Raw genomic sequence first — 24,847 nt, forward strand, 5'->3', positions numbered from 1 at the left:
CCTCACCGCAGTCGCGGAAGCCTTGTCTGGAAAGCTGAACCTGGTGTTGCGACGTGTCGGCTGCGGGGAGCCCCCTGCGTGTCCCCGGCCCCGGGCCCGGATAGCGGCCACCCCGCCGTCGTGGCCGAGGCCCCGGGGTGGCGGTTGCGTCGCCGCTGCCACGCCTGGTTGCTGCGCTACTGGTGTCTTTCCCTTTCCCCACCCCCACTCGCGCGGGGCTGCCAATCCGGCCGGAGGGGGCGTGCAGGGGGGTGTCCCCGCAGCCGACAGCTCGCAACACCAGGTTCAGCTTTCAAGACATGGCGTCCGCGAGTGCGGTGAGGAGTCACCCCCCTGCGCGGCCCCGACCCCACCACAACCAGCGCAACCCCGCGCGAAGCGCAAAGCCGCGCGCAGCGCATCGCGTAGGAACGATCCGATAACGCCACGCAGTGAGGGGTTTTGCGCCAGGTCTACGCGCGTTAATCTCCCGTCGAAGCCAGCGCCACCCTGGGCGCTGTGAGCGCCGCCGTGGGCGCTGTGAGCGAAGGGAAAGACCCTTGCGTCGGGTCACCAGGTTTGCCGCCTCGGTCAGTGCCACCGCGCTTCTCGCGGTCACTGCCACCGCTTGCGGTCAGAGCTTCGCCGAGGCGAACCGGGCCAGCCACGCCGGTGTCGGGCTTGCGTTCGATATCGGTGGGCGGGACGACCACTCCTTCAACGAGGCGGCCGCCCGTGGCACCGAGAACGCCAGGAACAAGCTGGGCGTCAACGTCAAGATGCTCACCGCGAAGAACGGTGAGACGGAGGCCGACCGTGAGCAGCGGCTTTCCTCGTTCGCCGAGGCCGGGTACAACCCGGTCATAGGTGTCGGTTTTGCCTATAGCCGGTCCATCGAGAACGTCGCCAAGGACTTCCCGGAGACGACGTTCGGCGTCGTCGATGCCGTGCCGCAGGGCAAGAACGTGGACGCGATGGTCTTCGCGGAGCACGAAGGCTCGTACCTGGCGGGTGTCGCCGCCGCGCTCAAGAGCAAGAACCACAAGGTCGGCTTCATCGGCGGTGTGAACAATGCGCTGATCCAGAAGTTCCAGGCCGGGTTCGAGCAGGGTGTACGGGACACCGACCCGAACACCGAGGTCACGTCGCAGTACCTGTACCCCAACAACGACAAGGGGTTCAACGATCCGGCGGCGGCCAAGGCCAAGGCGAGCGGCATGCTGGACAGCGGCATCGACGTGATCTATTCCGCGGCCGGCCAGTCGGGTGCGGGTTCCATTGAGGCGATCAGCAAGCGCAAGGGCGCCTGGGCGATCGGTGTGGACTCCGACCAGTACCAGCAGCCGGGGCTGGCGAAGTACAAGGACTGCATTCTGACGTCGGTGGTCAAGAACGTCGACGTGGCGGTCTTCGACCTGATCAAGAGTGTCGAGGACGGCAAGCCGCTGACGGGCGTGCACGCGTACGACATGAAGAAGAAGGGTGTCACGCTCGCCACGTCGGGTGGGTTCATCAAGGACATCCAGCCGCAGATCGACGCCGCCCGGCAGAAGATCGTCGAGGGCAAGGTGAAGGTCAAGGAGACCCCGTAGCAGGGCGCGGGACGGTGCCGGTCCGGCACCGCGCCCCGCCCCATCGCGGCCGGGCCGTGCCCGTGCTTCGACGCCGGTAGTCGCTGCCGCCGTCCGCCCGGGACATGCCGTACGCCCAGGGCTTACCGTCCGTCCAGGACATACCCAGAACACGCCGTCCGTTCAGGACATGCCATCCCCGAGGGGAGTGCGCCATCAACGCAGCACCCACGATCAGCCGCCCGGCCGAGCCGGGCCCCGCAGCCGTCGAACTCCGCGGTATCACCAAGCGTTTTCCCGGTGTCGTGGCCAACCACGACATCGACCTGACCGTCCGCCGCGGTACCGTCCACGCCCTGTGCGGTGAGAACGGCGCGGGCAAGTCGACGCTGATGAAGATCCTTTACGGCATGCAGAAGCCGGACGAGGGCACCATCACGCTCGACGGGGAGCCGGCGGCGCTGGGCACTCCGGCGGACGCCATCGCCCGCGGCATCGGCATGGTGCACCAGCACTTCATGCTCGCCGACAACCTCTCCGTCCTGGAGAACGTCGTGCTCGGCGCGGAGAAGCTGCACGGCATCGGCGCCAAGGCCCGTACGAAGATCATGGAGATCTCGGACGCGTACGGGCTGGCCGTCCGGCCCGACGTCCTCGTGGAGGACCTCGGTGTCGCGGACCGGCAGCGGGTGGAGATCCTCAAGGTGCTCTACCGGGGCGCCCGTACGCTCATCCTCGACGAGCCGACCGCGGTCCTCGTCCCGCAGGAGGTCGACGCGCTGTTCGACAACCTGCGGGAGCTGAAGTCCGAGGGGCTGACGGTCATCTTCATCTCGCACAAGCTGGGCGAGGTGCTGTCGGTCGCGGACGACATCACGGTCATCCGCCGGGGCACCACCGTCGCGTCCGTGGAGCCGTCGAAGACCACGCCCAAGCAGCTCGCCGAGCTGATGGTGGGCAGTGAGCTGCCGTCGCCGGAGACGCGTGAGTCGACGGTGACGGACACGCCGATGCTGGGCGTCGCGGACCTGCGGCTGTCGGCCACCGACTCCGACGGGGTCGTGCGGACCGTGCTGGACGGGATCACCTTCACGATCCACAAGGGCGAGGTGCTCGGCGTCGCCGGTGTCGAGGGCAACGGGCAGGCCGAACTGGTCGAGGCGATCATGGGCACGCGCGCTCTGGACGGCGGCGCCGTGACGCTGGACGGGCAGGATCTCTCCGCCGCGAGTACGCGCAAGCGCCGCGAGGACGGCATCGGGTACGTACCCGAGGACCGCCACCGGCACGGCCTGCTGCTGGAGGCGCCCCTGTGGGAGAACCGCATTCTGGGGCACGTCACCGAGCGGCCCAACAGCAAGGGCCGCCTGCTGGACCTGGCCGCGGCCCGTAAGGACACCGAGCGGATCGTCGCCGAGTACGACGTGCGGACGCCCGGTATCGAGGTGACGGCGGCCTCGCTGTCCGGCGGCAATCAGCAGAAGCTGATCGTCGGCCGGGAGATGAGCCACCGGCCCAAGCTGCTGATCGCCGCCCACCCCACGCGGGGTGTGGACGTCGGCGCGCAGGCGCAGATCTGGGAGCAGATCCGCGAGGCGCGCCGGGAGGGCCTGGCGGTGTTGTTGATCTCTGCTGACCTGGACGAGCTGATCGGGCTCTCCGACACCCTGCGGGTGATGTACCGGGGCCGGCTGGTCGCGGACGCCGACCCCGCGACCATCACCCCGGAGGAGTTGGGCTCGGCCATGACCGGTGCCGCCAGCGGTCACCTCACCGCTGAAGACGCTGACACGCGCGAGGGTGGTGACCGGGAGTGAAGACGCTGACCAGGTCGTTCACCAAGGACAAGGTGCTGCTGGCGGTCGCCGCGCCGCTGCTGGCCGTGGCCGCCGCCTTCGTCATCAGCTCGCTGGTTTTCCTGGCCTCGGGCGAGAACCCGCTGCGGGCCTACGGGATCATGGCCGACTACGGCCACTACAGCGACAGCCAGGTCTGGATCGTCAACAAGGCGGTGCCGTACTACCTGTCGGCGCTGGCGGTCGCCATCGGCTTCCGGATGAACCTGTTCAACATCGGTGTGGACGGGCAGTACCGGCTGGCGGCCTTCGCGGCCGCTGCGGTCGGCGGCGCCATCGCGCTGCCGGGCGCGCTCCAGATCATCCTGCTCATCGTGATCGCGATGCTGGTGGGCGCCCTGTGGGCGGGCATCGCGGGCGTACTGAAGACCTCGCGCGGCGTCAGCGAGGTGATCACCACGATCATGCTGAACGCCATCGCCGCCTCGGTGATCGGCTACTTCCTCCAGGACGGCCGCCTCGCCATCAAGGACGGCAACCTCCTGCACACCAAGTTCCTGCCGGAGTCCAGCCACTTCTTCAGCTTCCCGACCCACCCCAAGCCGGTCTACGGCTTCGTGGTGATCGCGGCGCTGGCCGGGTTCGTCTACTGGTTCGTGCTCAACCGCACCCGCTTCGGCTTCGACCTGCGCGCGGTGGGCGCCTCCGAGCCGGCCGCCGAGGCCAGCGGCGTCAGCGTCAAGCGGATGGTCGTCATCTCGATGCTGCTCTCGGGCGCCGCGGCCGGTCTGGTCGGCATGCCGACGCTGCTCGGCGAGTCCTTCAACTACGGCACCGACTTCCCGGCGGGCATCGGCTTCACCGGCATCGCCATCGCGCTGCTGGGCCGCAACCACCCGGTGGGCATGGCCTTCGGCGCGCTGCTGTGGGCGTTCCTCGACCGCACCGGCTCCCGCCTGGAGTTCGAGGGGTACGCGCAGGAGATCGTCGGCGTCATCCAGGGCGTGATCGTGCTGTGCGTGGTCATCGCGTACGAGATCGTGCGCCGGTACGGGCTGCGCGCCCAGCAGCGCAAGGTCGGCGAGGAACTGGCCGCCCAGGCGCGTACCCATCCAGGTGAGAACGACAAGGCGGAGGCGACCGCGTGAGTACGGAACTCAAGCCCGCGGCCCGGCCCGGCGCCGGCGCGCGGGGCGGCGGTCGCCGCAAGCTGACCTACCCCGTCATCCTGCTGATCGTCGCCGGCGCGATCGTCGCGGTCTCCCTGCTGCGCGCGGTCACCGGCACCAACGACCTGACCTCTGCCGGGCAGTTCGGCGCGGCGCTCGCCGCCGCCACCTCGATCGGCCTGGCCGGTCTCGGCGGCCTGTGGGCCGAGCGGGCCGGCGTGGTCAACATCGGCCTCGAAGGCATGATGATGCTCGGCTCGTTCGCGGCCGGCTGGATCGGCTGGCAGCACGGCCCGTGGGCCGCCGCGGCCATCGGCATCCTCGGCGGCGCGCTCGGCGGGCTGGTGCACGCGATCGCCACCGTCAGCTTCGGCGTCGACCACATCGTCTCCGGTGTCGCGATCAACATCCTGGCGCTGGGCGCGACGCAGTACCTGGCCACGCTGTGGTTCGGCGCGGAGGGCAGCGCGGCGATGCAGGCGGGCGGCAACGACAAGCAGTCGCCGCCGATGGCCGACATGCCGACGTTCACGATCCCCGGCCTCTCGGACGCCTTGCAGTCCCTGGAGAACCACCACTGGTTCCTGGTCTCCGACGTGGCCGGCATGCTCGGCGGCCTGGTCACCAACGTCTCCTGGCTCACCGTGCTGGCCGTGCTGCTCTTCGTCGGCACCTTCTACCTGCTGTGGCGCTCGTCCTTCGGCCTGCGGCTGCGGTCCTGCGGCGAGGCGCCGGTCTCGGCCGAGTCGCTGGGCGTCAACGTCTACACGTACAAGTACGCGGCCGTGCTGGTCTCCGGCGCGCTGGCCGGCCTCGGCGGCGCGTTCCTGTCCATCAGCACGCACTTCTACCAGGACGGGCAGACCGGCGGCCGCGGCTACATCGGCCTGGCCACGATGATCTTCGGCAACTGGCGGCCCGGCGGCGTCGCGATGGGTGCCGGACTGTTCGGCTTCATGGACGCCATGCAGCTGCGCAGCGGCGGCCCGACCGTGCACGCGCTGCTGCTCGGCCTGGCGGCACTGCTCGCCGTCCTCGCCCTGTTCCGGCTGCGCGCCGCCAAGCGCGCGCAGGCGGCGGTCGCGGGCGTCGCGGCAGTCCTCCTCGTCCTCTGGTACTTCCTCACCGACGTGGTGCCGCTGGAGCTGGTCGAGGCCAGCCCGTACATCGCCACGCTGCTGGTGCTGGCACTGTTCGCACAGCGGCTGCGGCCCCCGAAGGCCAACGGCAAGCCGTACCGGCGGGGGCAGGGCACATGACGCACGATGGCCAGGTGAACGGCGATCAGTTGTCGGTCGACTGGGGACGGCTCCGCGAGGCGGCCCGGGACGCGATGTCCCGGGCGTACGCCCCGTACTCCGGCTACCCGGTCGGTGCCGCTGCCCTGGTGGACGACGGCCGTACGGTCGTCGGCTGCAACGTGGAGAACGCCTCGTACGGACTGGGCCTGTGCGCCGAATGCGGCCTGGTCTCCGCGCTGGCCGCCACCGGCGGCGGCCGCCTGACCGCGTTCACCTGCGTCGACGGCCGGGGCGAACTGCTCGTACCGTGCGGCCGCTGCCGCCAGCTGCTGTACGAGCACGGCGGCCCCGAGCTGCTGATCGACGCCGGCGAGGCGGGCGTCCGGCGCCTGGACGACCTCCTCCCGGACGCGTTCGGCCCCCAGCACCTGGGCCGCTAGCGGCCCACCGGCCCGCACCGCACCTCAGCGGTGCGGGCCTCTCGATCTCCCGGCTCTATGCGTGTAGAACTGTTCACGCCCGCTCGCTGCGTCGTTCCCGGGTACAGGGACGGGCTGAGCCGGCCGTTCCACGAAAGGAAGCCCAGATGGACGTCATCTCGGTCATCCGCGCGAAGCGCGACAAGCAGGAGCTGACCCCCGAGCAGATCGACTGGGTCATCGACGCCTATACGCGCGGCGAGGTCGCCCACGAGCAGATGTCGGCCCTGGCGATGGCCGTCTTCCTCAACGGCATGAACCGTACGGAGATCGCCCGCTGGACCGCCGCCATGATCGCCTCCGGCGAGCGGATGGACTTCTCCGCGCTGGCCCGCCCCACCGCGGACAAGCACTCCACCGGCGGCGTCGGCGACAAGATCACCCTGCCGCTCGCGCCCCTCGTCGCCGCCTGCGGCGCCGCCGTACCGCAGCTCTCCGGCCGCGGCCTCGGCCACACCGGCGGCACCCTCGACAAGCTGGAGGCCATCCCCGGCTGGCGGGCGCTGCTCTCCAACGCCGAGATGATGGACGTACTGGACCGCGTCGGCTCCGTCATCTGCGCGGCGGGCGACGGCCTGGCCCCCGCCGACAAGAAGCTCTACGCGCTGCGCGACGTCACCGGCACCGTCGAGGCGATCCCGCTGATCGCCTCCTCCATCATGTCCAAGAAGATCGCCGAAGGCACCGGCTCCCTCGTCCTGGACGTCAAGGTCGGCTCCGGCGCCTTCATGAAGAACATCGAGGACGCCCGCGAACTCGCCGCCACCATGGTCGAACTCGGCACCGACCACGGCGTCCGGACCTCGGCCCTGCTCACCGACATGTCCACCCCGCTCGGCCTGACCGCCGGCAACGCCCTCGAAGTCCGCGAATCGGTGGAGGTCCTGGCGGGCGGCGGCCCGGCCGACGTCGTCGAACTCACCCTCGCCCTGGCCCGCGAAATGCTCGACGCGGCCGGCCTCAAGGACGCCGACCCCGCCAAGGCCCTCGCCGACGGCTCCGCCATGGACCACTGGCGCCGCATGATCCAGGCCCAGGGCGGCGACCCCGACGCGCCCCTCCCGGTCGCCCGCGAACAGCACACCGTCAACGCCTCGTCCTCCGGCGTCCTCACCACCCTCGACGCCTACGCCGTGGGCGTCTCCGCCTGGCGCCTGGGCGCCGGCCGCGCCCGCAAGGAGGACCCGGTCCAGGCGGGCGCGGGCATCGAACTCCACGCCAAGCCCGGCGACGAGGTCAAGGAGGGCCAGCCCCTCCTCACCCTCCACACCGACACCCCCGAGAAGTTCCCCTACGCCCTCGAAGCCCTCAACGGCGGCGTCCTCATCGCCCCGCCCGGTACCGACTTCACCCCGAACCCGGTGGTGCTGGACCGCATCGGCTGATCCGGCCCCGCACCACCGCCGTCGGGCGCGCTCCTTCCGGGGCGCGCCCGACGCGCGCCGCGCTCCGTCCGGTGGTGTGCTGGGAACACCTGACTGCGAGGAGAACGGCGATGGCGAAGAAGAAGGACGACGACTTCAGCAAGGGCGACAAGGTCACCTGGAAGAGCCACGGCAGTGAGGCCGTCGGTGAGGTGGAGAAGAAGATCACCCGGCGTACGGAGGAGGCGGGGCGGACGGTGGACGCCTCGCCGGACGACCCGCAGTACAAGGTCCGCAGCGAGAAGTCCGGCGGCTCGGCCGTGCACAAGCCCGGGGCGCTGAAGAAGAAGCGGTCCTGAGGCCATGGCGAAGACGAAGGACGACCAGGACGCCGTCCGGCAGGACTTCGAGGACGCGGTGAACATGTCCCCGTCCGAGCTGGAGACGTGGTTGAAGAAGGACGAGTCCAAGGAGTCGGGGCAGCACAAGGGCGGCGGGGAGTCGGTGGGACACGAGTCCGGCCGCCGGATCGTCTCGCTGCTGCGCACCAAGCGCGCGGATCTTTCGGACGACGATTACGCCCACATGCGCAAGGTCACGGGCTACGTCCACCGCCATCTCGCGCAGAAGCCGTCGGGGGACGTGAAGGAGACGACGTGGCGGTATTCGCTGATGAACTGGGGGCATGATCCGTTGAAGGGGTGAGGGGTGGGGAATCGTTCGGGTGAACGGTGTCGATGGACCAGGCCCGTGTCCGTTCGGCATGCTGGAGTCGGTGACGCACCGATAGAGGAGACCGCCATGAGCGCACTCACCGTCGACCACGAGCCGGACAGCGACTGGGAGACACTCCTCCGGCTCTGGGAGGAGACGGAGGGCCCCGAGGGCAGCAAGGTGGAGATCATCGAGGGGATCGTCACCGTGTCACCTGCTCCTGCGAACCGGCACAACAAGATCGCGTGGAAGCTGCAGCGCGCCTTGACCGGTGCTTTGCCCGAGGACTGGGGGATGTACCAGACGGTCGGAGTGTCTGTTCCCTCCCGCATGGGCCTCTACATCCCCGACCTGGTGGTAGCTCCTGAGGCTGCCCTGGATGAACCGGGCAACTTCATCCCCGGCGCTGCCGCCGAGTTGATCGTTGAGATCACGTCGCCGACCAACGCTTGTCAAGACCGGATCAGCAAGGCCGCCGGGTACGCGCGAGCCGGTGTGCCGCTGTACCTGTTGGTGGATGTCTGGGCTCCGGAATCCCCTACGGTGACCTTGTTCGGAGAGCCCAAGAGGGACGTGTACCAGGTGCTGCAAGCGGTGAAGTTCGGCGAAGAAATTCGTCTGCCGGAGCCGTTCGACGTGGTTATTGAGACAGCCGGTTTTCCGGGCAAGGAGTAGGCAGTACGCGAACGAAGGGCCCACCCCGCCAGGACAGGTGGCGGGACGGGCCCTTCGGGCTGCGAGGGGCCGCTACGCGGCCTTGCGCAGGTGGGGGACGCGGCGCTCCGCCATCGCCTTGCGCGTCGCGTACAGCGTGATCGACGCGGCGCCGACCATCGCGGCCAGGCCGAGGGCGACGGTGGCCTCCCAGCCGCCCGCGTAGAACGCCGTCGCGCCGAGCGCGCCGCCGATGCTGCTGCCGATGTAGTACGCGCACTGGTACAGCGCGGACGCCTGCGCGCGGGCGGTCTTGGCGGCGCGGCTGACTGAGGAGGACGCCACCGCGTGGCCCGCGAAGAAGCCGGCGGTGATCAGGACCAGGCCCAGCAGGACCGCGAGGAGCGACGCGGTGAGGGTGAGCAGCAGGCCCGCCGCCGTCGTGCCGACCGCGAGGTACAGGGCGCCGCGCCGGCCGACGCGGGCGACGAGGCGGCCCGCCGCGGCCGAGGAGACCGTGCCGACGAGGTAGATGAGGAAGATCGAGCCGACGATGCCCTGGGGGAGGTTGAAGGGCTCGTCGACCAGCCGGTAGCCGATGACGGTGTAGACGGCGCCGAAGACGGTCATGAACAGGGCGCCGATGCCGTACAGGCGGCGCAGCAGGGGGTCGCCCAGGTGGCCGCCGAGGGTGCGGGCCAGTGCGCGCGGGCCGACCTTGCGGGGGGAGAAGTGCCGGGCCTTGGGGACCAGGAGGCGGAAGGCCACGGCGCAGACCACGGCCATGACGCCGACCGCGCCCAGCGCCGCGCGCCAGCCCCACGCCTGGGCCACCCAGCCGGTGACGATCCGGCCCGACATGCCGCCGATGCTGTTGCCCGCGACGAACAGGCCGATCGCGGCGACGAGCGCCTTGGCCCGTACCTCCTCGGCGAGGAACGCCATCGCGGAGGCCGGCAGCCCGGCCAGTGCCACGCCTTGGACGGCGCGCAGGGCGACCAGCCAGCCCAGGTCGGGGGCGAACGGCACGAGCATCGCGATCAGTGCGGCGACCGACAGGGAAGCGGTCATCATCGTGCGGCGGCCGAAGCGTTCGGACAGCGCGCTCAGCGGGATGACGGCGAGGGCCAGGCCGAAGGTGGCGGCCGACACGGTCCAGCTGGCCTGGTCGGGGGTGACGGCGAGGTCGGCGGAGATCGCGGGGAGCAGGGCCTGCGTGGAGTACAGGAGCGCGAAGGTGGCGACGCCTGCCGCGAAGAGGGCGAAGCTCATCCGGCGGTAGCCGGGGCCGCCCGGGTGCAGTTTGGCGGCCTCGGGGTCGGCGGGCGCCGAGGTGGTGGCAGGGGACGGCGGTGCGGAGGCGTCGGCGCGCGCGGCGGCCGACGCCCCGGTATCAGCGGGAGGCATGGTCCGAACGTAAGCCCGCGCGTTTCATGCGTCCAATGCATAGAAACGTCATAATCGATGCTGTGGCACATAACAGCAGCTCAGGGCAGGGTCTGTCGCACTACGGAAACAGAAAAGACATGCGGAAGCCGTCGGGGGAACGGGTGGAGATCGCGGACATCGGCGGGGATTCCTGGGCGCTGGCTCTTACGCCCCGGCTCGCGCAGTTCGCCGCCGTCGCCCGCCACGAGCATGTGACGCGCGCCGCCCAGGAGCTGGGCATGCCGCAGTCCACGCTCAGCCGCGCCATCGTCCGGCTGGAGGATGACTTGGGGGTCGCGCTCTTCGCCCGGCACGGCCGGACGCTCTCCCTCACCCCGGCGGGCCGCGCCTTCCTCGCTTCCACCGAGCGCGCGCTGCTGGACGTCGAGCGCGCCACCGAGTCCGTACGGGCCGACACCGATCCGACGGCGGGCAAGGTCGCCTTCGGCTTCCTGCACACCATGGGCTCGGAGACGGTGCCGGGCCTGATCCGCACCTTCCGCGCCGACCATCCCCGGGTGCGCTTCCAGCTCGTGCAGAGCTACGGCGAGGCGATGATCGAGCGGCTGCGCGCCGGCGACCTGGACCTGTGCCTGACCTCGCCGGTCCCGGACTACCCGGGCCTGGTCGCCCGCCGTCTGGACGAGCAGAAGCTGCGGCTGGTGGTGCCCGACGACCATCCGCTGGCCGCCCGCAAGCGGGTCCGGCTGGCCGAGGCGGCGGGTGAGCTGTTCGTGACCCTGGAGCCGGGGTACGGGCTGCGCCGCATCACGGACGCGCTGTGTGCCGAGGCGGGGTTCTCGCCGAAGGTCGCGTTCGAGGGCGAGGAGGCGGAGACGCTGCGGGGTCTGGTCGCCGCCGGTCTCGGTGTGGCCCTGCTGCCGCCGCCGGCCGTGCCGCGCCCTGGCGTTGCCGAGCTGACGGTCACGGCCCCGCGCGCGGTCCGGGAGATCGGCTTGGCCTGGCTGGAGGGCCACCCCGACACGCCTCCGGTGGCGGCGTTCAAGAAGTTTCTGCTGGGGCGGCGGGGGCAGCTCATCCCCCGGTGAGGCGGAGGGGGAAGCGCACGGTTGCCCGGCACGCGCGACCGCGGCTCAGTGCTTGAGGGATTCTCCGAAGCCGGCCGCCAGTGGCATCCGCAGGCCCAGCGGCGGCGGTGCCGCCAGCGCGTCGGCCACCGGGCGGGCGTAGTCGTACGCGAAGAGCGAGCCCAGCATGAAGTCGGCGGCCAGCGCGAGGACTTCGGAGCGGTGCTGGTGGAGGCCGTGGCCGTCGGAGTGGACTTCGAAGCGGCAGACGTCGCGGTTGATCTTTTTGGCGCGCTCCGCGTAGCGGTAGGAGAGTTCCGGGTCGGTCTTCTCGTCGTTGGTGCCGTGCACCAGCAGCACCTGCCGGCCGACGAGCTGCTTTACGGGCACGGGCTCGGCGCCCTCGGGGCCCGGGTCGGGAATCCACGGGGCCAGCGCCAGTACGGAGTTGACCGCCGGGTGGCCCGCGGCGTGCAGCGCGGCGCGCGCCCCCATGCCCGTACCGACCAGGCAGACCGGGACGTCGCCGTACCGCCGTACCACCTCGTCCAGCGCCCAGGCGGCGTCCTGCGCCGGGTGGGCCGCCGGGCCGTTCCAGCCGCGGCAGCGGTAGTGCACGACGTGGGCGGCCAGGTCCTCCTGCCGCCCCGCCCGCGCCAGCCGGGCGGCGAGCGGGCGGGCCGCCAGGGCGGACAGGGGGGAGGGGCGCCGGGTGCCGGACGGGCCGCCTTCGGGGAGTAACAGTGCGACGCCGCACACCGCCCGTCCCGCCCCGGCCGCTCCCAGCGGTTTTCCGAGCCGGGCACCGCGCACCGGCAACGCTTGCTGAGCCATGACCGAAACGATGGCAGAAGGCAGCCCGGGGGCCACCCCGTGTACGGGTCACCGTTGCGTATCGTTCGTGAAGTTCTACGCGCGTAGGGGCTACAGTGCCGAGATGACGAGCGAGACCACCAACCTTCCGACCGGCGACCAGATCCGCCGCGCGCCCAAGGTGCTGCTGCACGACCACCTCGACGGCGGCCTGCGCCCCGCCACGATCGTCGAGCTGGCCCGCGAAGCGGGGTACGACAACCTCCCCGAGACCGACCCGGAGAAGCTGGGCATCTGGTTCCGCGAGGCCGCCGACTCCGGTTCGCTGGAACGCTACCTGGAGACCTTCGCGCACACCTGTGCCGTCATGCAGACCCGCGAGGCGCTGGTGCGGGTGGCCGCCGAGTGCGCCGAGGACCTGGCCGCGGACGGCGTCGTGTACGCCGAGGTCAGGTACGCGCCCGAACAGCACCTGGAGCAGGGGCTGACCCTCGAAGAGGTCGTCGAGGCGGTCAACGAGGGCTTCCGCGAAGGCGAACGGCGCGCCCGCGCGGCCGGCCACCGCATCCGCGTCGGCGCGCTGCTGACCGCCATGCGGCACGCGGCCCGCGCCCTGGAGATCGCCGAACTCGCCAACCGCTACCGCGACCTCGGCGTCGCCGGCTTCGACATCGCGGGCGCGGAGGCCGGCTTCCCGCCCACCCGCCACCTCGACGCCTTCGAGTACCTCAAGCGGGAGAACAACCACTTCACGATCCACGCGGGCGAGGCGTTCGGCCTGCCGTCGATCTGGCAGGCGCTCCAGTGGTGCGGCGCGGACCGGCTGGGGCACGGCGTGCGCATCACCGACGACATGGAGGTCGCCGACGACGGTTCGGTGAAGCTGGGCCGCCTCGCCTCGTACGTGCGCGACAAGCGCATCCCGCTGGAGATGTGCCCCACCTCCAACCTGCAGACCGGTGCCGCGAGCTCGTACGCGGAGCACCCGATCGGCCTGCTGCGCCGCCTGCAGTTCCGGCTGACGGTCAACACCGACAACCGGCTGATGGGCGGTACGACCATGTCCCGGGAATTCGAGCACCTGGTCAGCACATTTCGATACACGCTCGACGACATGCAGTGGTTCACCGTCAATGCGATGAAGAGCGCGTTCATTCCTTTCGACGAACGCCTTGCGATGATCAACGACGTGATCAAGCCGGGTTATGCCGAGCTGCGGTCCGAATGGCTGTTCCAGCAGGTGGACGCCGTGCCCGCGGTGATCAGTGCGCCTCACTCGGAGTGACGAAAAGAAAAGCGGAAAGGAAAACGGCCGGTGCGTCAAGCGCCGGCCGTTTTCCCTTGCGGGCGGGTGTTTGCGGCGTGTCGTCGGCGTCACTAGATTCCGGTGCCGGTCAAACTCCCATCACAAGGATGTATTTCCATGAAGCAGGGAACCATCAAGACTCTCGGTACCGCGGCACTCGGCGTCGCCTTCGCCGCCACCGCGGCGGGCACCGCGTCCGCCGCGCCGGCCGGGGAGAACGGGTCGGCGCCGGCCAACGTCTCGGAAGCGCTGCAGAGCCTGCCGGTCGACCAGACCGCCAAGAGCATCACCGGCGGCAAGGACGCCGGCAAGGGCAGCGAGGGTCTCAAGGCCAACAACAAGGGCAACCTGCTCGGCGGCCTGCCCCCGGGCGGCCTCACCAAGGCGCTGCCCCTCGGCTGAGCCGGTCCGTCCCGGAGCGGGACATGGCCGTGGCGCCGCGCCCGGCGGGGGGGGGGGGGGGGGGCCGGGCCGGGGGGGGGGGGGGGGGGGCGGCCCCGGGGGCCCCGGGCGGGGGGCCCGGCCCCGGGCCGGCCACACCCGGGCGCGGCCCCGCGGGTCGGCGGGTCGGGCCGGGTGCGGGACTGGCGCGGCCCCCGCCCGGTCGGGGGGGGGGGGCCGGGGCCACGGCCATGTGTACGGGCGCGGGCGCCGGCCTGGACGCCCGCGGCGGCCGGCGGCTACCAGGCGTTGCGGCTCGCGGTGTCCTCCGACGGGAGGAAGATCCACAGGGCCAGGTAGAACAGGAACTGCGGGCCGGGGAGCAGGCAGGAGAGGAGGAAGATCACGCGCATCGTGGCGGGCGTGGTGCCGAAGCGCCGCGCCAGACCCGCGCACACTCCGGCGATCACTCTGTTGTTCCGGGGACGGACCAGTGCGGCGGCCATGGCTCTCGACTCCTTGTCGACGGTGGTGCGGGACTGTCTGCCCCGATGTCTCAAAGGTAGGTCCGGGAGCCCGACAGGGCGTCGGCCTGCGGTGCGATACCGACCCTGGTGATCGTGGGGGTCGGCCGGGTGGGGGTGTAATCCCTGCGGCGGAGCCAGGACCGGGCCCCAGGTACGACCAGCAGGTGTGCGAGTGCGACTCCAGCGGTATTCAGCATCGCCATGTCGACATCGGGCACCCGGCCGGGCACCGCGGTCTGTAGCAGCTCGATGGCCAGCGCGACCATCGCGCCGGCGAAGACCGTACGGGCCATGGAACCCAGCGGAGAAACGTTCAGGCGGCCGGCCGCCATGGGCAGCAGGAAGCCCAGCGGCGCCAGCAGCAGTACCGCGCCCCCGAGGCTCTGCACGGCCTCCCACGGCCCGTGCGCCAGCTCGGCACGGATCGTCGCCAGCGGCCGGAAGTTGGCGGCGGGCACCCAGGGAACCGTACGGGGGCGCAGCATCAGCCAGCCGACGATCAGCAGATGCGCCACGAGGAGGACGGCTCCCGCGGCGCGCATACGGAGGGCGGCGTTTCCACCGCGGCCATGACGCTGCACACTGCCCAGGACGCGCCGGGCGGCGGCCGCGGTTCCGCTGGCAGTTCACCGGCCTGCGGGCCGGCTACTCCTGCGGTACGGGACTGCCCCACCCCGTGCTCTGCACGTTCTCCGGGTGGGCGCGCACCTCCGCCGTGCAGCCGTACCGCAGCGGGTGGCTGTCACCGGGGCCGCCCAGCACCGCGGCGTCCGTGCCGCCCAGCGCCGCGTTCCCGCCGAACGTGCACACGAGCTGGGCGAGCGCGGAGGACGGCAGGTCCTCCGGCCGCGTGCTCAGCCGCAGCGTCCCCTCGGGGTCGCCCGCGCGCGGCGCGGACACCTCCAGGTCCTCGGGCACCGACGTACTGAACCCGGCCTCCTCCTCGGCGGGACCCGGCTGCTCCTGGAGCTCGTCCAGCAGGTCGCGGGCCATCTGGAGGCGGTCGGCCGGACGCTGCGTGGGCACCGTCACGGTCCGGTGCACCGTCGCCAGCGCCGAACTGCACACCAGGTACACCTTGACCGGCGCGCCGTCGGGCACCGCAGGGGCAGCGGACCCCGGGACCTTGCAGCTGACCCGGGAGGGCGCGCTCCCGGCGTCCACCGGCACGGACGTGCCGCGGATGCCGCAGCCCGCGAGGGCCGGCGCGAGGGCGGCCAGGGCCGCGGCCGTCAGCACGGCGGCGCGGCGCGGGCGCCGGGCCCGGACGCCGAGGGGGGTACGGACGCGCCGGGTCACCGGCCGTCACCGCCTTCCGTGCCGCGGGGCTCCGCGCCCCCTCCGGGGCCTGCGCCCTCGTCCGCTTCCCCGTTCCCTTCCTCGGTACGGGCCGGGTCCGAGGTGCCCACCGGCAGCCGCAGGGTGAAGACCGCGCCGCCCTCGGACGAGTTCGCGGCCGTGATGTCACCGCCGTGGATGTGCGCGTTCTCCAGCGCGATCGACAGGCCCAGGCCGCTGCCCTCGGACCGCGGCCGGGACGCGCTCGCCTTGTAGAAGCGGTCGAACACGTGCGGCAGGACCTCCTGGGGGATGCCGGGCCCGTGGTCCCGTACCCGGATCACCAGGTCCTCGCCGTCCGCCGTGGTCTCGGTGCGCACCGACACCCGCACCGGCGAACCGCCGTGCTTGAGCGCGTTGCCGATGAGGTTGGCCAGGATGACGTCCAGGCGGCGCGGGTCCAGGCGGGCCACGATGCCGCGCTCGGCGTCCAGTTCGACCGCGTCCAGCCAGGCCCGCGCGTCGATGCACGCGGTCACCTGGTCCGCGACGTCCACGTCGTCCTGGACCAGCCGTGCCGTCCCCGCGTCGAAGCGGGTGACCTCCATCAGGTTCTCCACCAGGTCGTTCAGCCGCCGGGTCTCGCTGACCACCAGCTTCACCGCGGGCGCGATCATCGGGTCGAGGGAGTCCTCCTCTTCCTCCAGCACCTCGGTGACGGCCGTGATCGCCGTCAGCGGCGTCCGCAGCTCGTGCGACATGTCGGCCACGAAGCGGCGGGAGGACGCCTCGCGGCCGCTCAGCTCCTCGACCCGCTGTTCCAGGCGTTCGGCCGTGCGGTTGAAGGTGCGCGAGAGGTCGGCGAGTTCGTCGGTGCCGGTCACCCGCAGCCGGGTGTCCAGCCGCCCTTCGCCCAGCTGCCGGGCCGCGTGCCCCAGCCGCTGTACGGGCCGCAGCACGGTGGTCGCGGCGGCCTGCGCCAGCAGCGCGGAGCCGACCAGCGCCAGCGCGGTGGCGATCCCCAGCGACCAGGCCAGCGAGTTGAGGTCCTGCCGCTCGGTGGCCAGCGACTTGAGCATGTAGCCGGTCGGGCCGCCGCCGTTCATGCGGGCCCCGGCGACGAGGTACGGGGTGTCCTGCAGCTCCTTGCGCTGCCAGTACATGTGGTACGGGACGCGGTTGCCGTCGTCGACGGCGCGCCTCTCGTTGACCGCCTTCTGCAAGGTCTTGGGCACGGTGCCCAGCGTGAACAGCTCCGTGTCGGTGGACGCCACGCACTGCTTGCCGTCGCTGCCCCGCGCGACCAGCAGCACCGCGTAGTTCTGCGGGCCGCCCGCCATCTGGCGCGCGGCGTCCTGCAGCTCCGCGCACCGCGGGCGCAGCGGCAGGGAACGGGTGCTGTCCTCCAGCGACTTGCGGAAGTCGTTGAGCGCGGAGTTCTGGGTGCGGTCCAGCACGGTGTTGCGGTTGAGCCAGTACGCGATGCCGGAGGCGGAGACCGCGGCGGTCAGCGCGACCAGCGCGAAGACCACGACCAGCCGCAGCCGCAGGCTGGTCCAGCGCAGCAGCCCGAGCGCCCGCACGCACCGCCGGAGGAAGGACGGCCGCTCCGGCGCGCCCTCGCCGTCGCCGGCCGCCTCGGCGTCCGTACGGCTCTCGGGAGAACGCTCCGTCACTGCGGCGTGTCCAGCCGGTAGCCGACACCGCGGACCGTACGGATCAGGGTCGGCGAGGACGGCACGTCCTCCACCTTCGCGCGCAGCCGCTGCACGCACGCGTCGACCAGCCGGGAGTCGCCGAGGTAGTCGTGCTCCCACACCAGGCGCAGCAGCTGCTGGCGGGAGAGGGCCTGCCCGGGGCGGCGGCTCAGCTCCAGCAGCAACCGCAGCTCGGTGGGTGTCAGTTGCAGGTCCTCACCGTTCTTGGTGACCGTCATCGCCGAGCGGTCGATCACCAGCGAACCGAAGGTCGCCGCATCGTTGGACTCGCGCTCCCCGCGCCGCAGCACTGCCCGGATACGGGCGTCCAGGACCCGGCCCTGCACCGGCTTGACCACGTAGTCGTCGGCGCCGGACTCCAGCCCGACCACCACGTCGATGTCGTCGTTGCGCGCGGTCAGCAGGATGATGGGCAGTTGGTCCGTACGCCTGATCCGCCGGCACACCTCGAAACCGTCGATGCCCGGCAGCATCACGTCCAGCACGATCAGGTCCGGGCGCTGCTCGCGCAGCAGCTTCAGGCCGTCCTCGCCCGTCGCCGCGGTCACCACACGGTGACCCTGGCGCGACAGGGAGAGTTCGAGGGCCGTGCGGATGGCGTCGTCGTCCTCGATCAGCAACAGGAAAGGCACACCGGCCATTCTGGCCCATGGCGGACCGCGACTTCGACTTGCACGGTGTCCGCGCGGTGTCCACAGCCCGGCCCGCCCGCTGTGACAGGGCTGTGACAGACGGCAGACAGCGTCATGAAACTGCTTCGGCAGAGTTTTCCCCAGCACGAACCGAAGCCAGCAGGGTCTACCGACGGGGGGCGCGCGATGAACACACTGCACAGCACCACTACCAGCGCAGTCATCACGCGTCTGCACGACGTCGGCCGGACCGCCGAGAAGTCCGGTGCCGTGGGCGGGCGGGGGTGCGCTCGCGGCACCGGGCGTCATCGCATTCCTTACATGATCGCGATCGACGCGATGACGCAGGGCGACGGGGGACGCGGAACCAACGGGGGAAACGGTGGTTCCGACGGGGGAACGGCGTACAGGGAAGGCACGGGGGAACGGCACTCCACGTCGAAGGCGGAGGGTACGGGGGACGCCGCTGCGGCGTTCACCGCCTACGTCCAGGAGCGCCGCGCTTCCCTGTACGCCACCGCCTACCACCTGACCGGTGACCGCTTCGAGGCCGAGGACCTGCTGCAGAGCGCGCTGTTCTCGACCTACCGGGCGTGGGACCGGATCAGCGACAAGGCGGCGCTGGGCGGCTACCTGCGCCGCACGATGACCAACCTGCACATCAGCGCGTGGCGCCGCCGCAAGCTGAACGAGTACCCGACCGAGGAGCTGCCGGAGACGGCCGGCGACGCGGACGCGATGCGGGGTACGGAGCTGCGTGCCGTGCTGTGGCAGGCGCTGGCCCGGCTGCCCGAGACGCAGCGCACGATGCTCGTGCTGCGCTACTACGAGGGCCGCACGGACCCGGAGATCGCGGACATTCTCAACATCAGTGTCGGCACGGTGAAGTCCAGCATCTGGCGCTCCCTGCGCCGGCTGCGCGAGGACGAGGTCCTCAGCTTCGGCCGTGACGAGCAGGAGTCCTTCGGCGAGCTGGTGGCCTGAGGGGCGGGGAAGACGGGGGCCGAGGGGGGACCCGGGGGGAACGGGGGAACACGGGGGGAATGAGGAGCGGATTCGGCCGGCCGGGGGGTACGGCGCGAATCCGCTCCTTCGCCGTTCAGGCGCGGACCTCCACGGGGCCGGCGGCAGCAGCGGCGGTCCGCGGGGCCTGGGCGGCCGCGTCGGCCGGGGCCCGTACGGCGGCTATCCGCGCCAGTGCCTCCGGTTTGGCGCAGGGGAACGCGCCCAGGGCGGTGTGCCGCTCGACGAGCGCACGTTCGGCGCGCAGCAGCCGCAGGCCGCGGCGCAGCAGGTACAAGGCCGGCTTGCGGCCCTCGCGCAGGTCGCGGGCGAGCCTGCGCCGGAACGTCGTGGTGGGACGGCCGCGCAGGCACAGGGCGTCGGCCAGCAGGCCCGCGGCCCGGCAGTGCGCGACGATGTCCGCCGCGAAGACGCCCTCCGCGACGAACAGCACGGCGTCGCCCCGGTCCAGCACCGTTTCGCCGGTGCGCGCGCTGGTGGCGATGTCGTACACCGGTACGGCGGTCCGCCCCGTGCGGCACAGGGCCTCGATTGCGGCGACGGCGGCGTCCGCGTCCCACGACAGCGGTGAGTCCCAGTCGGCGCCGCCGCCGTCGGGCAGCTGCGGCAGCGTCGGGTCCGTGCCCTCCTTGTAGAAGTCGTCGAGGTTGAGGACGGGCAGGCCGGTGCGGGCGGCGAGGGACGACTTGCCGGAGCCGGACGGGCCGGTCAGCAGGACGACCCGGGCGGCAGGCGGCCGGGCGGGAGAGTGCGGGCTCACGGGGAGCCATTGTCGCGCATTGGGCCGTGCGGGTTACCCGGTGCGTGCTCGCTGGAACGCCCGAGCCGCCTCAACTACGCTTCGTAATCGTTCGATTACTCGATGATGAGCCTTGCGATACAACAGGTAGGTGGCACATGGCCTCTCACGCACGACCCAGGCACCGGCGCCGCGTACCCCGCGGTCTGGTGCGCGCCGGGCTGGCGCTCACGGCGGCCGGTGCGGCTTTCGCGGTGTCCGGCGCGGCACCGGCGGGCGCGGCGTCCGCCCACGAGCTCGACATCAAGGCGGCGGGCAAGGCGCTGGGCGGCGCGCTGCTGCACTCCATGGCGGGCGGCGTCGGGCCGGTCAAGAGCCTCAAGCTGGATCCGCTGGCCGGCACCGCCGCCGATCCGCTGACCAACAAGGTGGGTACGCAGATCGCCGACTTCAAGCCGCTGACCACGGGCGTGGTGACGGACCCGATCGCGGGCGGCGGCGCGTTGAAGGACATGCCGGTCACGGAGAAGGTCGTGTCCCTGCTGCCCGGTTGAGGGCGCCGGCGGGTACGCGGCGGAACGCGGTCCGCCCGCCCTCGTGGACGGACGAGGGCGGGCGGAAGCGGGTACCCGCGGGCGCGGACGCTCGCGGGCCGGGGGACCGGGGGATCAGATCCCCATCGGGTGCCAGACGGTCTTCGTCTCCAGGAAGGCCAGCAGCCGTTCCGTACCGGGGTCGGCGGTCCAGTCGGCGACGCCGTCCACAGCCTGTGGACGCAGTACGCGCTTGAGGTTGTCGGCCGCGGCCGTCTCCAGCGCCTTGACCAGCTCCGCGTCGGCCGCGGCGCCCGCCAGGTCGATCGCGTTGACGTCCTGGTGCGCGGCCAGCGGCCCGCCCAGCTCGTTGACGCGGCCCGACAGCACGTTGACCACGCCGCCCGGCAGGTCGGAGGTGGCCAGCACCTCGCCCAGCGACAGCGCCGGCAGCGGGGACTGCTCGCTCGTGACGACCACGACCGTGTTGCCCGTGACGATCGCCGGGGCGATCACCGACACCAGGCCGAGGAACGACGACTCCTGCGGCGCCAGCACGGCCACCACGCCGGTCGGCTCAGGGGAGGACAGGTTGAAGTACGGCCCGGCGACCGGGTTGGCGGAGCCCGCGATCTGGGCGACCTTGTCGGACCAGCCCGCGTACCAGACCCAGCGGTCGATCGCCGCGTCCACCTGCGCCGCGGCCTTGGCCTTCGACAGGCCCTCGGCGTCGGCGACCTCCGCGGCGAACTGCTCGCGGCGGCCCTCCAGCATCTCGGCGACGCGGTAGAGGATCTGGCCGCGGTTGTACGCGGTCGCGCCGGACCAGCCGCCGAACGCCTTGCGGGCCGCGACCACCGCGTCCCGGGCGTCCTTACGGGAGGACAGCGGGGCGTTGGCGAGCCACTTGCCCTTTCCCGCCGCGGCAGCGGCTGATGTCGCTGTGGTCACCTCGTACACCCGCCCGCTCTCGGACCGGGGGAACTTGCCCCCGACGTACAGCTTGTAGGTCTTGAGCACGCTCAAACGATCAGACATTGAGGTACGCCTCCAGACCGTGCCGGCCGCCCTCGCGGCCGAAGCCCGACTCCTTGTAACCGCCGAACGGCGAGGCCGGGTCGAACTTGTTGAACGTGTTGGACCAGACGATGCCCGCCCGGAGCTTGCTCGCCATCCACAGGATGCGCGAGCCCTTCTCCGTCCAGACGCCCGCCGACAGGCCGTACGGGGTGTTGTTGGCCTTGGCGACCGCCTCTTCCGGCGTACGGAAGGTGAGCACCGACAGCACCGGCCCGAAGATCTCCTCCTGGGCGATGCGGTGCGCCTGGGTGACGCCGGTGAACAGCGTCGGCGCGAACCAGTAACCCGCGTCGGGCAGCTCGCAGGCCGGGGCCCAGCGCTCGGCGCCCTCGGACTCGCCCGCGTCGGCCAGCGCCTTGATACGGGCCAGCTGCTCGGCGGAGTTGATGGCGCCGATGTCGGTGTTCTTGTCCAGCGGGTCGCCGACGCGCAGCGTGCTCATCCGGCGCTTGAGCGCGTCCAGCAGCTCGTCCTGCACGGACTCCTGCACCAGCAGGCGCGAACCCGCGCAGCACACGTGGCCCTGATTGAAGAAGATGCCGTTGACGATGCCCTCGACGGCCTGGTCGATCGGAGCGTCGTCGAAGACGATGTTCGCGGCCTTGCCGCCCAGCTCCAGGGTGAGCTTCTTGTCCGTGCCGGCGACGGTACGGGCGATGGCCTTGCCGACCTCGGTCGAGCCGGTGAAGGCGACCTTGTTCACGTCCGGGTGCGCGACCAGCTCGGCGCCGGTCGAGCCGTCACCGGTCAGGATGTTGACGACGCCCTTGGGCAGGCCCGCCTGGCGGCAGATGTCCGCGAAGAACAGCGCGGACAGCGGCGTGGTCTCGGCGGGCTTGAGGACGACGGTGTTGCCGCAGGCCAGCGCCGGGGCGATCTTCCACGCCAGCATCAGCAGCGGGAAGTTCCACGGGATGACCTGGCCGGCCACGCCCAGCGGCTTCGGGTCGGCGCCGTAGCCCGCGTGGCCCAGCTTGTCGGCCCAGCCCGCGTAGTAGAAGAAGTGCGCGGCGACCAGCGGCAGGTCCGAGTCGCGGGACTCGCGGATCGGCTTGCCGTTGTCCAGCGACTCCAGCACGGCCAGCTCGCGGGAGCGCTCCTGGATGATCCGCGCGATGCGGAACAGGTACTTGGCGCGCTCGGCGCCGGGCAGCGCCGACCACTTCTCGAACGCCTTGCGGGCGGCCTTGACGGCGCGGTCCACGTCGTCGGAGCCGGCCTGCGCGACCTCGGAGAGGACTTCCTCGTTCGCGGGCGAGACGGTCTTGAAGACCTTGCCGTCGGCGGCCTCGGCGAACTCGCCGTCGATGAACAGGCCGTAGGACGGCGCGATGTCGACGACGGCGCGCGACTCGGGCGCCGGTGCGTATTCAAAGCTCATCGGTTCAGTCCACCGTGACGTAGTCGGGGCCGGAGTAGCGGCCGGTGCCGAGCTTCTGGCGCTGCATCAGCAGGTCGTTGAGCAGGCTGGAGGCGCCGAAGCGGAACCAGTCCGCGGTCAGCCACTGATCGCCCAGCGTCTCGTTGACCATGACCAGGTACTTCATCGCGTCCTTGGTCGTGCGGATGCCGCCGGCCGGCTTCACGCCGACCTGCACCCCGGTCGTGGCGTGGAAGTCGCGGACGGCCTCCAGCATCAGCAGGGTCACCGGCGGGGTGGCGTTGACCGCGACCTTGCCGGTCGAGGTCTTGATGAAGTCGGCGCCCGCGAGCATCGCGAGCCAGGAGACCCGGCGCACGTTGTCGTACGTCTGGAGCTCGCCGGTCTCGAAGATCACCTTCAGGTGGGCGTACGAGCCGTCCTCGCGGCGGCACGCCTCCTTCACCTGCTTGATCTCCTCGAAGACCGCCAGGTAGCGGCCGGACAGGAAGGCGCCCCGGTCGATCACCATGTCGATCTCGTCGGCGCCGGCCGCGACCGCGTCACGGGTGTCGGCCAGCTTGACGGGCAGCGCGGCGCGCCCCGCCGGGAAGGCGGTGGCGACGGAGGCGACGTGGATGCCGGAGCCGGTCAGGGCCTCCTTGGCCGTCGCCACCATGTCGGGGTAGACGCAGATCGCGGCGACCTTGGGGGTGGTGCCGTCGGTGGGGTCGGGGTGGACGCCCTTGGCGCACAGAGCCCGGACCTTGCCCGGGGTGTCCGCTCCTTCGAGCGTCGTCAGGTCGATCATCGAGATGGCGAGATCGATGGCGTACGCCTTCGCCGTCGTCTTGATCGAGCGGGTGCCGAGGGTCGCGGCGCGGGCCTGGAGGCCGACCGCGTCGACACCCGGGAGGCCGTGCAGGAAGCGGCGCAGCGCACCGTCGGAAGCGGTCACGTCCGCCATCGACGCCAGACGCCCCGCGGCTTCCTTGCCGTATGCGGGAACAGTGGTGGGCATGGTCACGAGGGGAGCATATCTACGCGCGTAGCTGCATGTCACCCCCCTGTGCCGAGGGGATGGCGCGGCGGCACGGACAATTCCGTTTTTTACGGTGACGTCCGCTGATACCGGACGTACGCCTTCCCGCGCCGCAGCCGTTACGCAACGGGGGCCGAGCGGTCAAAAGCCGTCCGTACGGTATGCCGCACCGCCACCGCCAGACCTCACGGCCCCACCCGTCCGGGAGGCGGCATGCGACGTATTCGATCATCCAGTCCGGCACCACCAGCCAGCGATGGAGTTCCCGCATGTCTGCATCAGTTACGCGCCGCCGCACGATCCTGCTCACCGCCGCGGCCTGCGCCGCCGTGGCCGTCACCGCTCTCGGCCCGGCGTCCGGCGCGTTCGCCGCCGCCCCGGCGCACGGCGCCACCGAGGGTGCCCAGGCCCGCCCGGAGGCGGGCGGCGGCACCTACGTCCGTACGGTGAAGCTGGCGGACGGCGTCTCCGTGGTCAAGGTCTACCGGGTGGGCCCCGGCCATTACCGTGCGGACGGCTTCTTCGACGACGGCCGGCCGTTCGGCTCCATCGAGGCGACCCCCGCCGAGCCCTGCGATGCCGGCAACGTCAACGGAATGATCATCGCGCTCTCCTCGAAGGGCGAGGTCGCCTCCTGGTTCGCGAAGGCCCGCCCGACCGGCCCGCACAACGAGACGCTCGCCGACGGGAAGACCGTCGCCCGGGTGACCGAACTCGGTGACCAGCACTACCGCGCGGTCCTGGTCGGCAAGGACGGGCGCACGCTCGGCACGATGGAGGTCGACGGCGAGGCGAAGTTCCGCGCGGCGATCAAGGTCGGCTCCCTGTGGGCCGTGCTGGAGACCGACGGCGGCGTGACCTCGCACGTCGCCCGCTGAGCCGGGCGGTACGCCGAAGTCACCAGACGCCGCACGCGGTTCCAGCGGCCCGCCGGTCACCGGCGGGCCGCTTTCCGCGTGCGCGGGAATCCGTCTGTAACAGGCACGCCGGGG

Annotated in this window: 26 protein-coding genes; 15 read left to right on the plus strand and 11 right to left on the minus strand. The window is 71.5% G+C overall.

Features of this window, described 5'->3' with window-relative positions; all coding sequences use genetic code 11:
• Positions 1-539: 539 nt before the first annotated feature.
• From ACH4OW_RS38380 to ACH4OW_RS38420, 9 genes are all read left to right on the plus strand, one after another.
• The gene (locus ACH4OW_RS38380; protein ID WP_360136695.1) at positions 540-1,571 is read left to right on the plus strand and encodes a BMP family ABC transporter substrate-binding protein; all 1,032 of its coding nucleotides are present in this window, start codon (positions 540-542) and stop codon (positions 1,569-1,571) included.
• Positions 1,572-1,855: 284 nt separating this feature from the next.
• Entirely contained in the window at positions 1,856-3,367 is a 1,512-nt protein-coding gene (locus ACH4OW_RS38385; RefSeq protein WP_398033453.1) for an ABC transporter ATP-binding protein, read from the plus strand.
• A complete protein-coding gene (locus ACH4OW_RS38390; protein WP_360136697.1) occupies positions 3,364-4,494 on the plus strand; it encodes an ABC transporter permease in 1,131 nt (376 codons plus the stop codon). Before ACH4OW_RS38385 ends, ACH4OW_RS38390 begins: the two co-directional genes overlap by 4 nt.
• On the plus strand, positions 4,491-5,774 hold the full coding sequence (locus tag ACH4OW_RS38395; protein WP_360136698.1) for an ABC transporter permease: 1,284 nt from the start codon (positions 4,491-4,493) through the stop codon (positions 5,772-5,774). Before ACH4OW_RS38390 ends, ACH4OW_RS38395 begins: the two co-directional genes overlap by 4 nt.
• On the plus strand, positions 5,771-6,196 hold the full coding sequence (locus ACH4OW_RS38400) for a cytidine deaminase (protein ID WP_360136699.1): 426 nt from the start codon (positions 5,771-5,773) through the stop codon (positions 6,194-6,196). Before ACH4OW_RS38395 ends, ACH4OW_RS38400 begins: the two co-directional genes overlap by 4 nt.
• 146 nt (positions 6,197-6,342) lie before the next feature.
• A complete protein-coding gene (locus tag ACH4OW_RS38405) occupies positions 6,343-7,620 on the plus strand; it encodes a thymidine phosphorylase (RefSeq protein ID WP_398033457.1) in 1,278 nt (425 codons plus the stop codon).
• A 110-nt stretch (positions 7,621-7,730) separates the two neighbouring features.
• Positions 7,731-7,958, plus strand: a complete 228-nt coding sequence (locus tag ACH4OW_RS38410) for a DUF2945 domain-containing protein (RefSeq protein WP_360136701.1) — start codon at positions 7,731-7,733, stop codon at positions 7,956-7,958.
• Between the two features lie 4 nt (positions 7,959-7,962).
• Complete coding sequence (locus ACH4OW_RS38415; RefSeq protein ID WP_398033459.1) at positions 7,963-8,304, plus strand: DUF3140 domain-containing protein; 342 nt, start codon at positions 7,963-7,965, stop codon at positions 8,302-8,304.
• 96 nt (positions 8,305-8,400) lie between these two features.
• Positions 8,401-8,988 carry a Uma2 family endonuclease gene (locus tag ACH4OW_RS38420; RefSeq protein WP_033031550.1) on the plus strand — a complete coding sequence of 196 codons (588 nt, stop codon included), beginning with the start codon at positions 8,401-8,403 and terminating at the stop codon, positions 8,986-8,988.
• A 72-nt stretch (positions 8,989-9,060) separates the two neighbouring features.
• On the opposite strand, the gene ACH4OW_RS38425 is transcribed toward ACH4OW_RS38420, so the two are convergent.
• On the minus strand, positions 9,061-10,374 hold the full coding sequence (locus ACH4OW_RS38425; RefSeq protein WP_398033461.1) for an MFS transporter: 1,314 nt from the start codon (positions 10,372-10,374) through the stop codon (positions 9,061-9,063).
• A gap of 119 nt (positions 10,375-10,493) precedes the next feature.
• On the opposite strand from ACH4OW_RS38425, the gene ACH4OW_RS38430 reads away from it, so the two are divergent.
• On the plus strand, positions 10,494-11,444 hold the full coding sequence (locus ACH4OW_RS38430) for a LysR family transcriptional regulator (protein WP_360136705.1): 951 nt from the start codon (positions 10,494-10,496) through the stop codon (positions 11,442-11,444).
• Positions 11,445-11,489: 45 nt separating this feature from the next.
• Here the strand turns inward: ACH4OW_RS38430 and ACH4OW_RS38435 are convergent, their stop codons facing one another.
• Entirely contained in the window at positions 11,490-12,257 is a 768-nt protein-coding gene (locus ACH4OW_RS38435; protein WP_360136706.1) for an alpha/beta hydrolase, read from the minus strand.
• Between the two features lie 103 nt (positions 12,258-12,360).
• Between ACH4OW_RS38435 and ACH4OW_RS38440 the strand changes: the two genes are divergently transcribed.
• Positions 12,361-13,521, plus strand: a complete 1,161-nt coding sequence (locus ACH4OW_RS38440) for an adenosine deaminase (protein WP_360136707.1) — start codon at positions 12,361-12,363, stop codon at positions 13,519-13,521.
• Between the two features lie 138 nt (positions 13,522-13,659).
• Positions 13,660-13,944: a hypothetical protein gene (locus ACH4OW_RS38445; RefSeq protein ID WP_360136708.1), complete on the plus strand. Its 285-nt coding sequence runs from the start codon at positions 13,660-13,662 to the stop codon at positions 13,942-13,944.
• A gap of 278 nt (positions 13,945-14,222) precedes the next feature.
• Here ACH4OW_RS38445 and ACH4OW_RS38450 read toward each other — a convergent pair whose 3' ends face one another.
• The 5 genes from ACH4OW_RS38450 to afsQ1 form a co-directional block, all read right to left on the minus strand.
• Complete coding sequence (locus ACH4OW_RS38450; RefSeq protein ID WP_398033465.1) at positions 14,223-14,429, minus strand: PspC domain-containing protein; 207 nt, start codon at positions 14,427-14,429, stop codon at positions 14,223-14,225.
• 50 nt (positions 14,430-14,479) lie between these two features.
• On the minus strand, positions 14,480-14,992 hold the full coding sequence (locus tag ACH4OW_RS38455; RefSeq protein WP_360136710.1) for a VanZ family protein: 513 nt from the start codon (positions 14,990-14,992) through the stop codon (positions 14,480-14,482).
• 103 nt (positions 14,993-15,095) lie between these two features.
• Positions 15,096-15,749: a hypothetical protein gene (locus tag ACH4OW_RS38460; protein ID WP_398033467.1), complete on the minus strand. Its 654-nt coding sequence runs from the start codon at positions 15,747-15,749 to the stop codon at positions 15,096-15,098.
• Positions 15,746-17,404: an ATP-binding protein gene (locus ACH4OW_RS38465; protein ID WP_398033469.1), complete on the minus strand. Its 1,659-nt coding sequence runs from the start codon at positions 17,402-17,404 to the stop codon at positions 15,746-15,748. The genes ACH4OW_RS38460 and ACH4OW_RS38465 overlap by 4 nt, the downstream gene beginning before the upstream one ends.
• On the minus strand, positions 17,401-18,078 hold the full coding sequence (gene afsQ1 / locus ACH4OW_RS38470) for a two-component system response regulator AfsQ1 (RefSeq protein WP_004571966.1): 678 nt from the start codon (positions 18,076-18,078) through the stop codon (positions 17,401-17,403). Before afsQ1 ends, ACH4OW_RS38465 begins: the two co-directional genes overlap by 4 nt.
• Positions 18,079-18,264: 186 nt before the next feature.
• Between afsQ1 and ACH4OW_RS38475 the strand changes: the two genes are divergently transcribed.
• On the plus strand, positions 18,265-19,062 hold the full coding sequence (locus tag ACH4OW_RS38475; RefSeq protein WP_398033472.1) for a SigE family RNA polymerase sigma factor: 798 nt from the start codon (positions 18,265-18,267) through the stop codon (positions 19,060-19,062).
• A 115-nt stretch (positions 19,063-19,177) separates the two neighbouring features.
• Here the strand turns inward: ACH4OW_RS38475 and ACH4OW_RS38480 are convergent, their stop codons facing one another.
• A complete protein-coding gene (locus tag ACH4OW_RS38480) occupies positions 19,178-19,861 on the minus strand; it encodes a uridine kinase (protein ID WP_398033474.1) in 684 nt (227 codons plus the stop codon).
• A 137-nt stretch (positions 19,862-19,998) separates the two neighbouring features.
• On the opposite strand from ACH4OW_RS38480, the gene ACH4OW_RS38485 reads away from it, so the two are divergent.
• Positions 19,999-20,394: a hypothetical protein gene (locus tag ACH4OW_RS38485; RefSeq protein ID WP_360136714.1), complete on the plus strand. Its 396-nt coding sequence runs from the start codon at positions 19,999-20,001 to the stop codon at positions 20,392-20,394.
• 114 nt (positions 20,395-20,508) lie between these two features.
• Here ACH4OW_RS38485 and ACH4OW_RS38490 read toward each other — a convergent pair whose 3' ends face one another.
• From ACH4OW_RS38490 to deoC, 3 genes are read right to left on the minus strand one after another with little or no spacing between them, the layout of a single operon-like run.
• On the minus strand, positions 20,509-21,411 hold the full coding sequence (locus tag ACH4OW_RS38490; RefSeq protein WP_398033477.1) for an aldehyde dehydrogenase family protein: 903 nt from the start codon (positions 21,409-21,411) through the stop codon (positions 20,509-20,511).
• Positions 21,404-22,834, minus strand: coding sequence for an aldehyde dehydrogenase family protein (locus ACH4OW_RS38495; protein WP_360136716.1), 1,431 nt, complete (start codon positions 22,832-22,834; stop codon positions 21,404-21,406). Before ACH4OW_RS38495 ends, ACH4OW_RS38490 begins: the two co-directional genes overlap by 8 nt.
• A gap of 4 nt (positions 22,835-22,838) precedes the next feature.
• Positions 22,839-23,834: a deoxyribose-phosphate aldolase gene (gene deoC, locus ACH4OW_RS38500; protein ID WP_360136732.1), complete on the minus strand. Its 996-nt coding sequence runs from the start codon at positions 23,832-23,834 to the stop codon at positions 22,839-22,841.
• 290 nt (positions 23,835-24,124) lie between these two features.
• Between deoC and ACH4OW_RS38505 the strand changes: the two genes are divergently transcribed.
• Entirely contained in the window at positions 24,125-24,733 is a 609-nt protein-coding gene (locus ACH4OW_RS38505; protein ID WP_398033480.1) for a hypothetical protein, read from the plus strand.
• Positions 24,734-24,847: the final 114 nt, after the last annotated feature.

This window comes from Streptomyces sp. NPDC017056, assembly GCF_044332485.1.
In the GTDB taxonomy this organism is placed as follows: Bacteria; Actinomycetota; Actinomycetes; order Streptomycetales; family Streptomycetaceae; genus Streptomyces.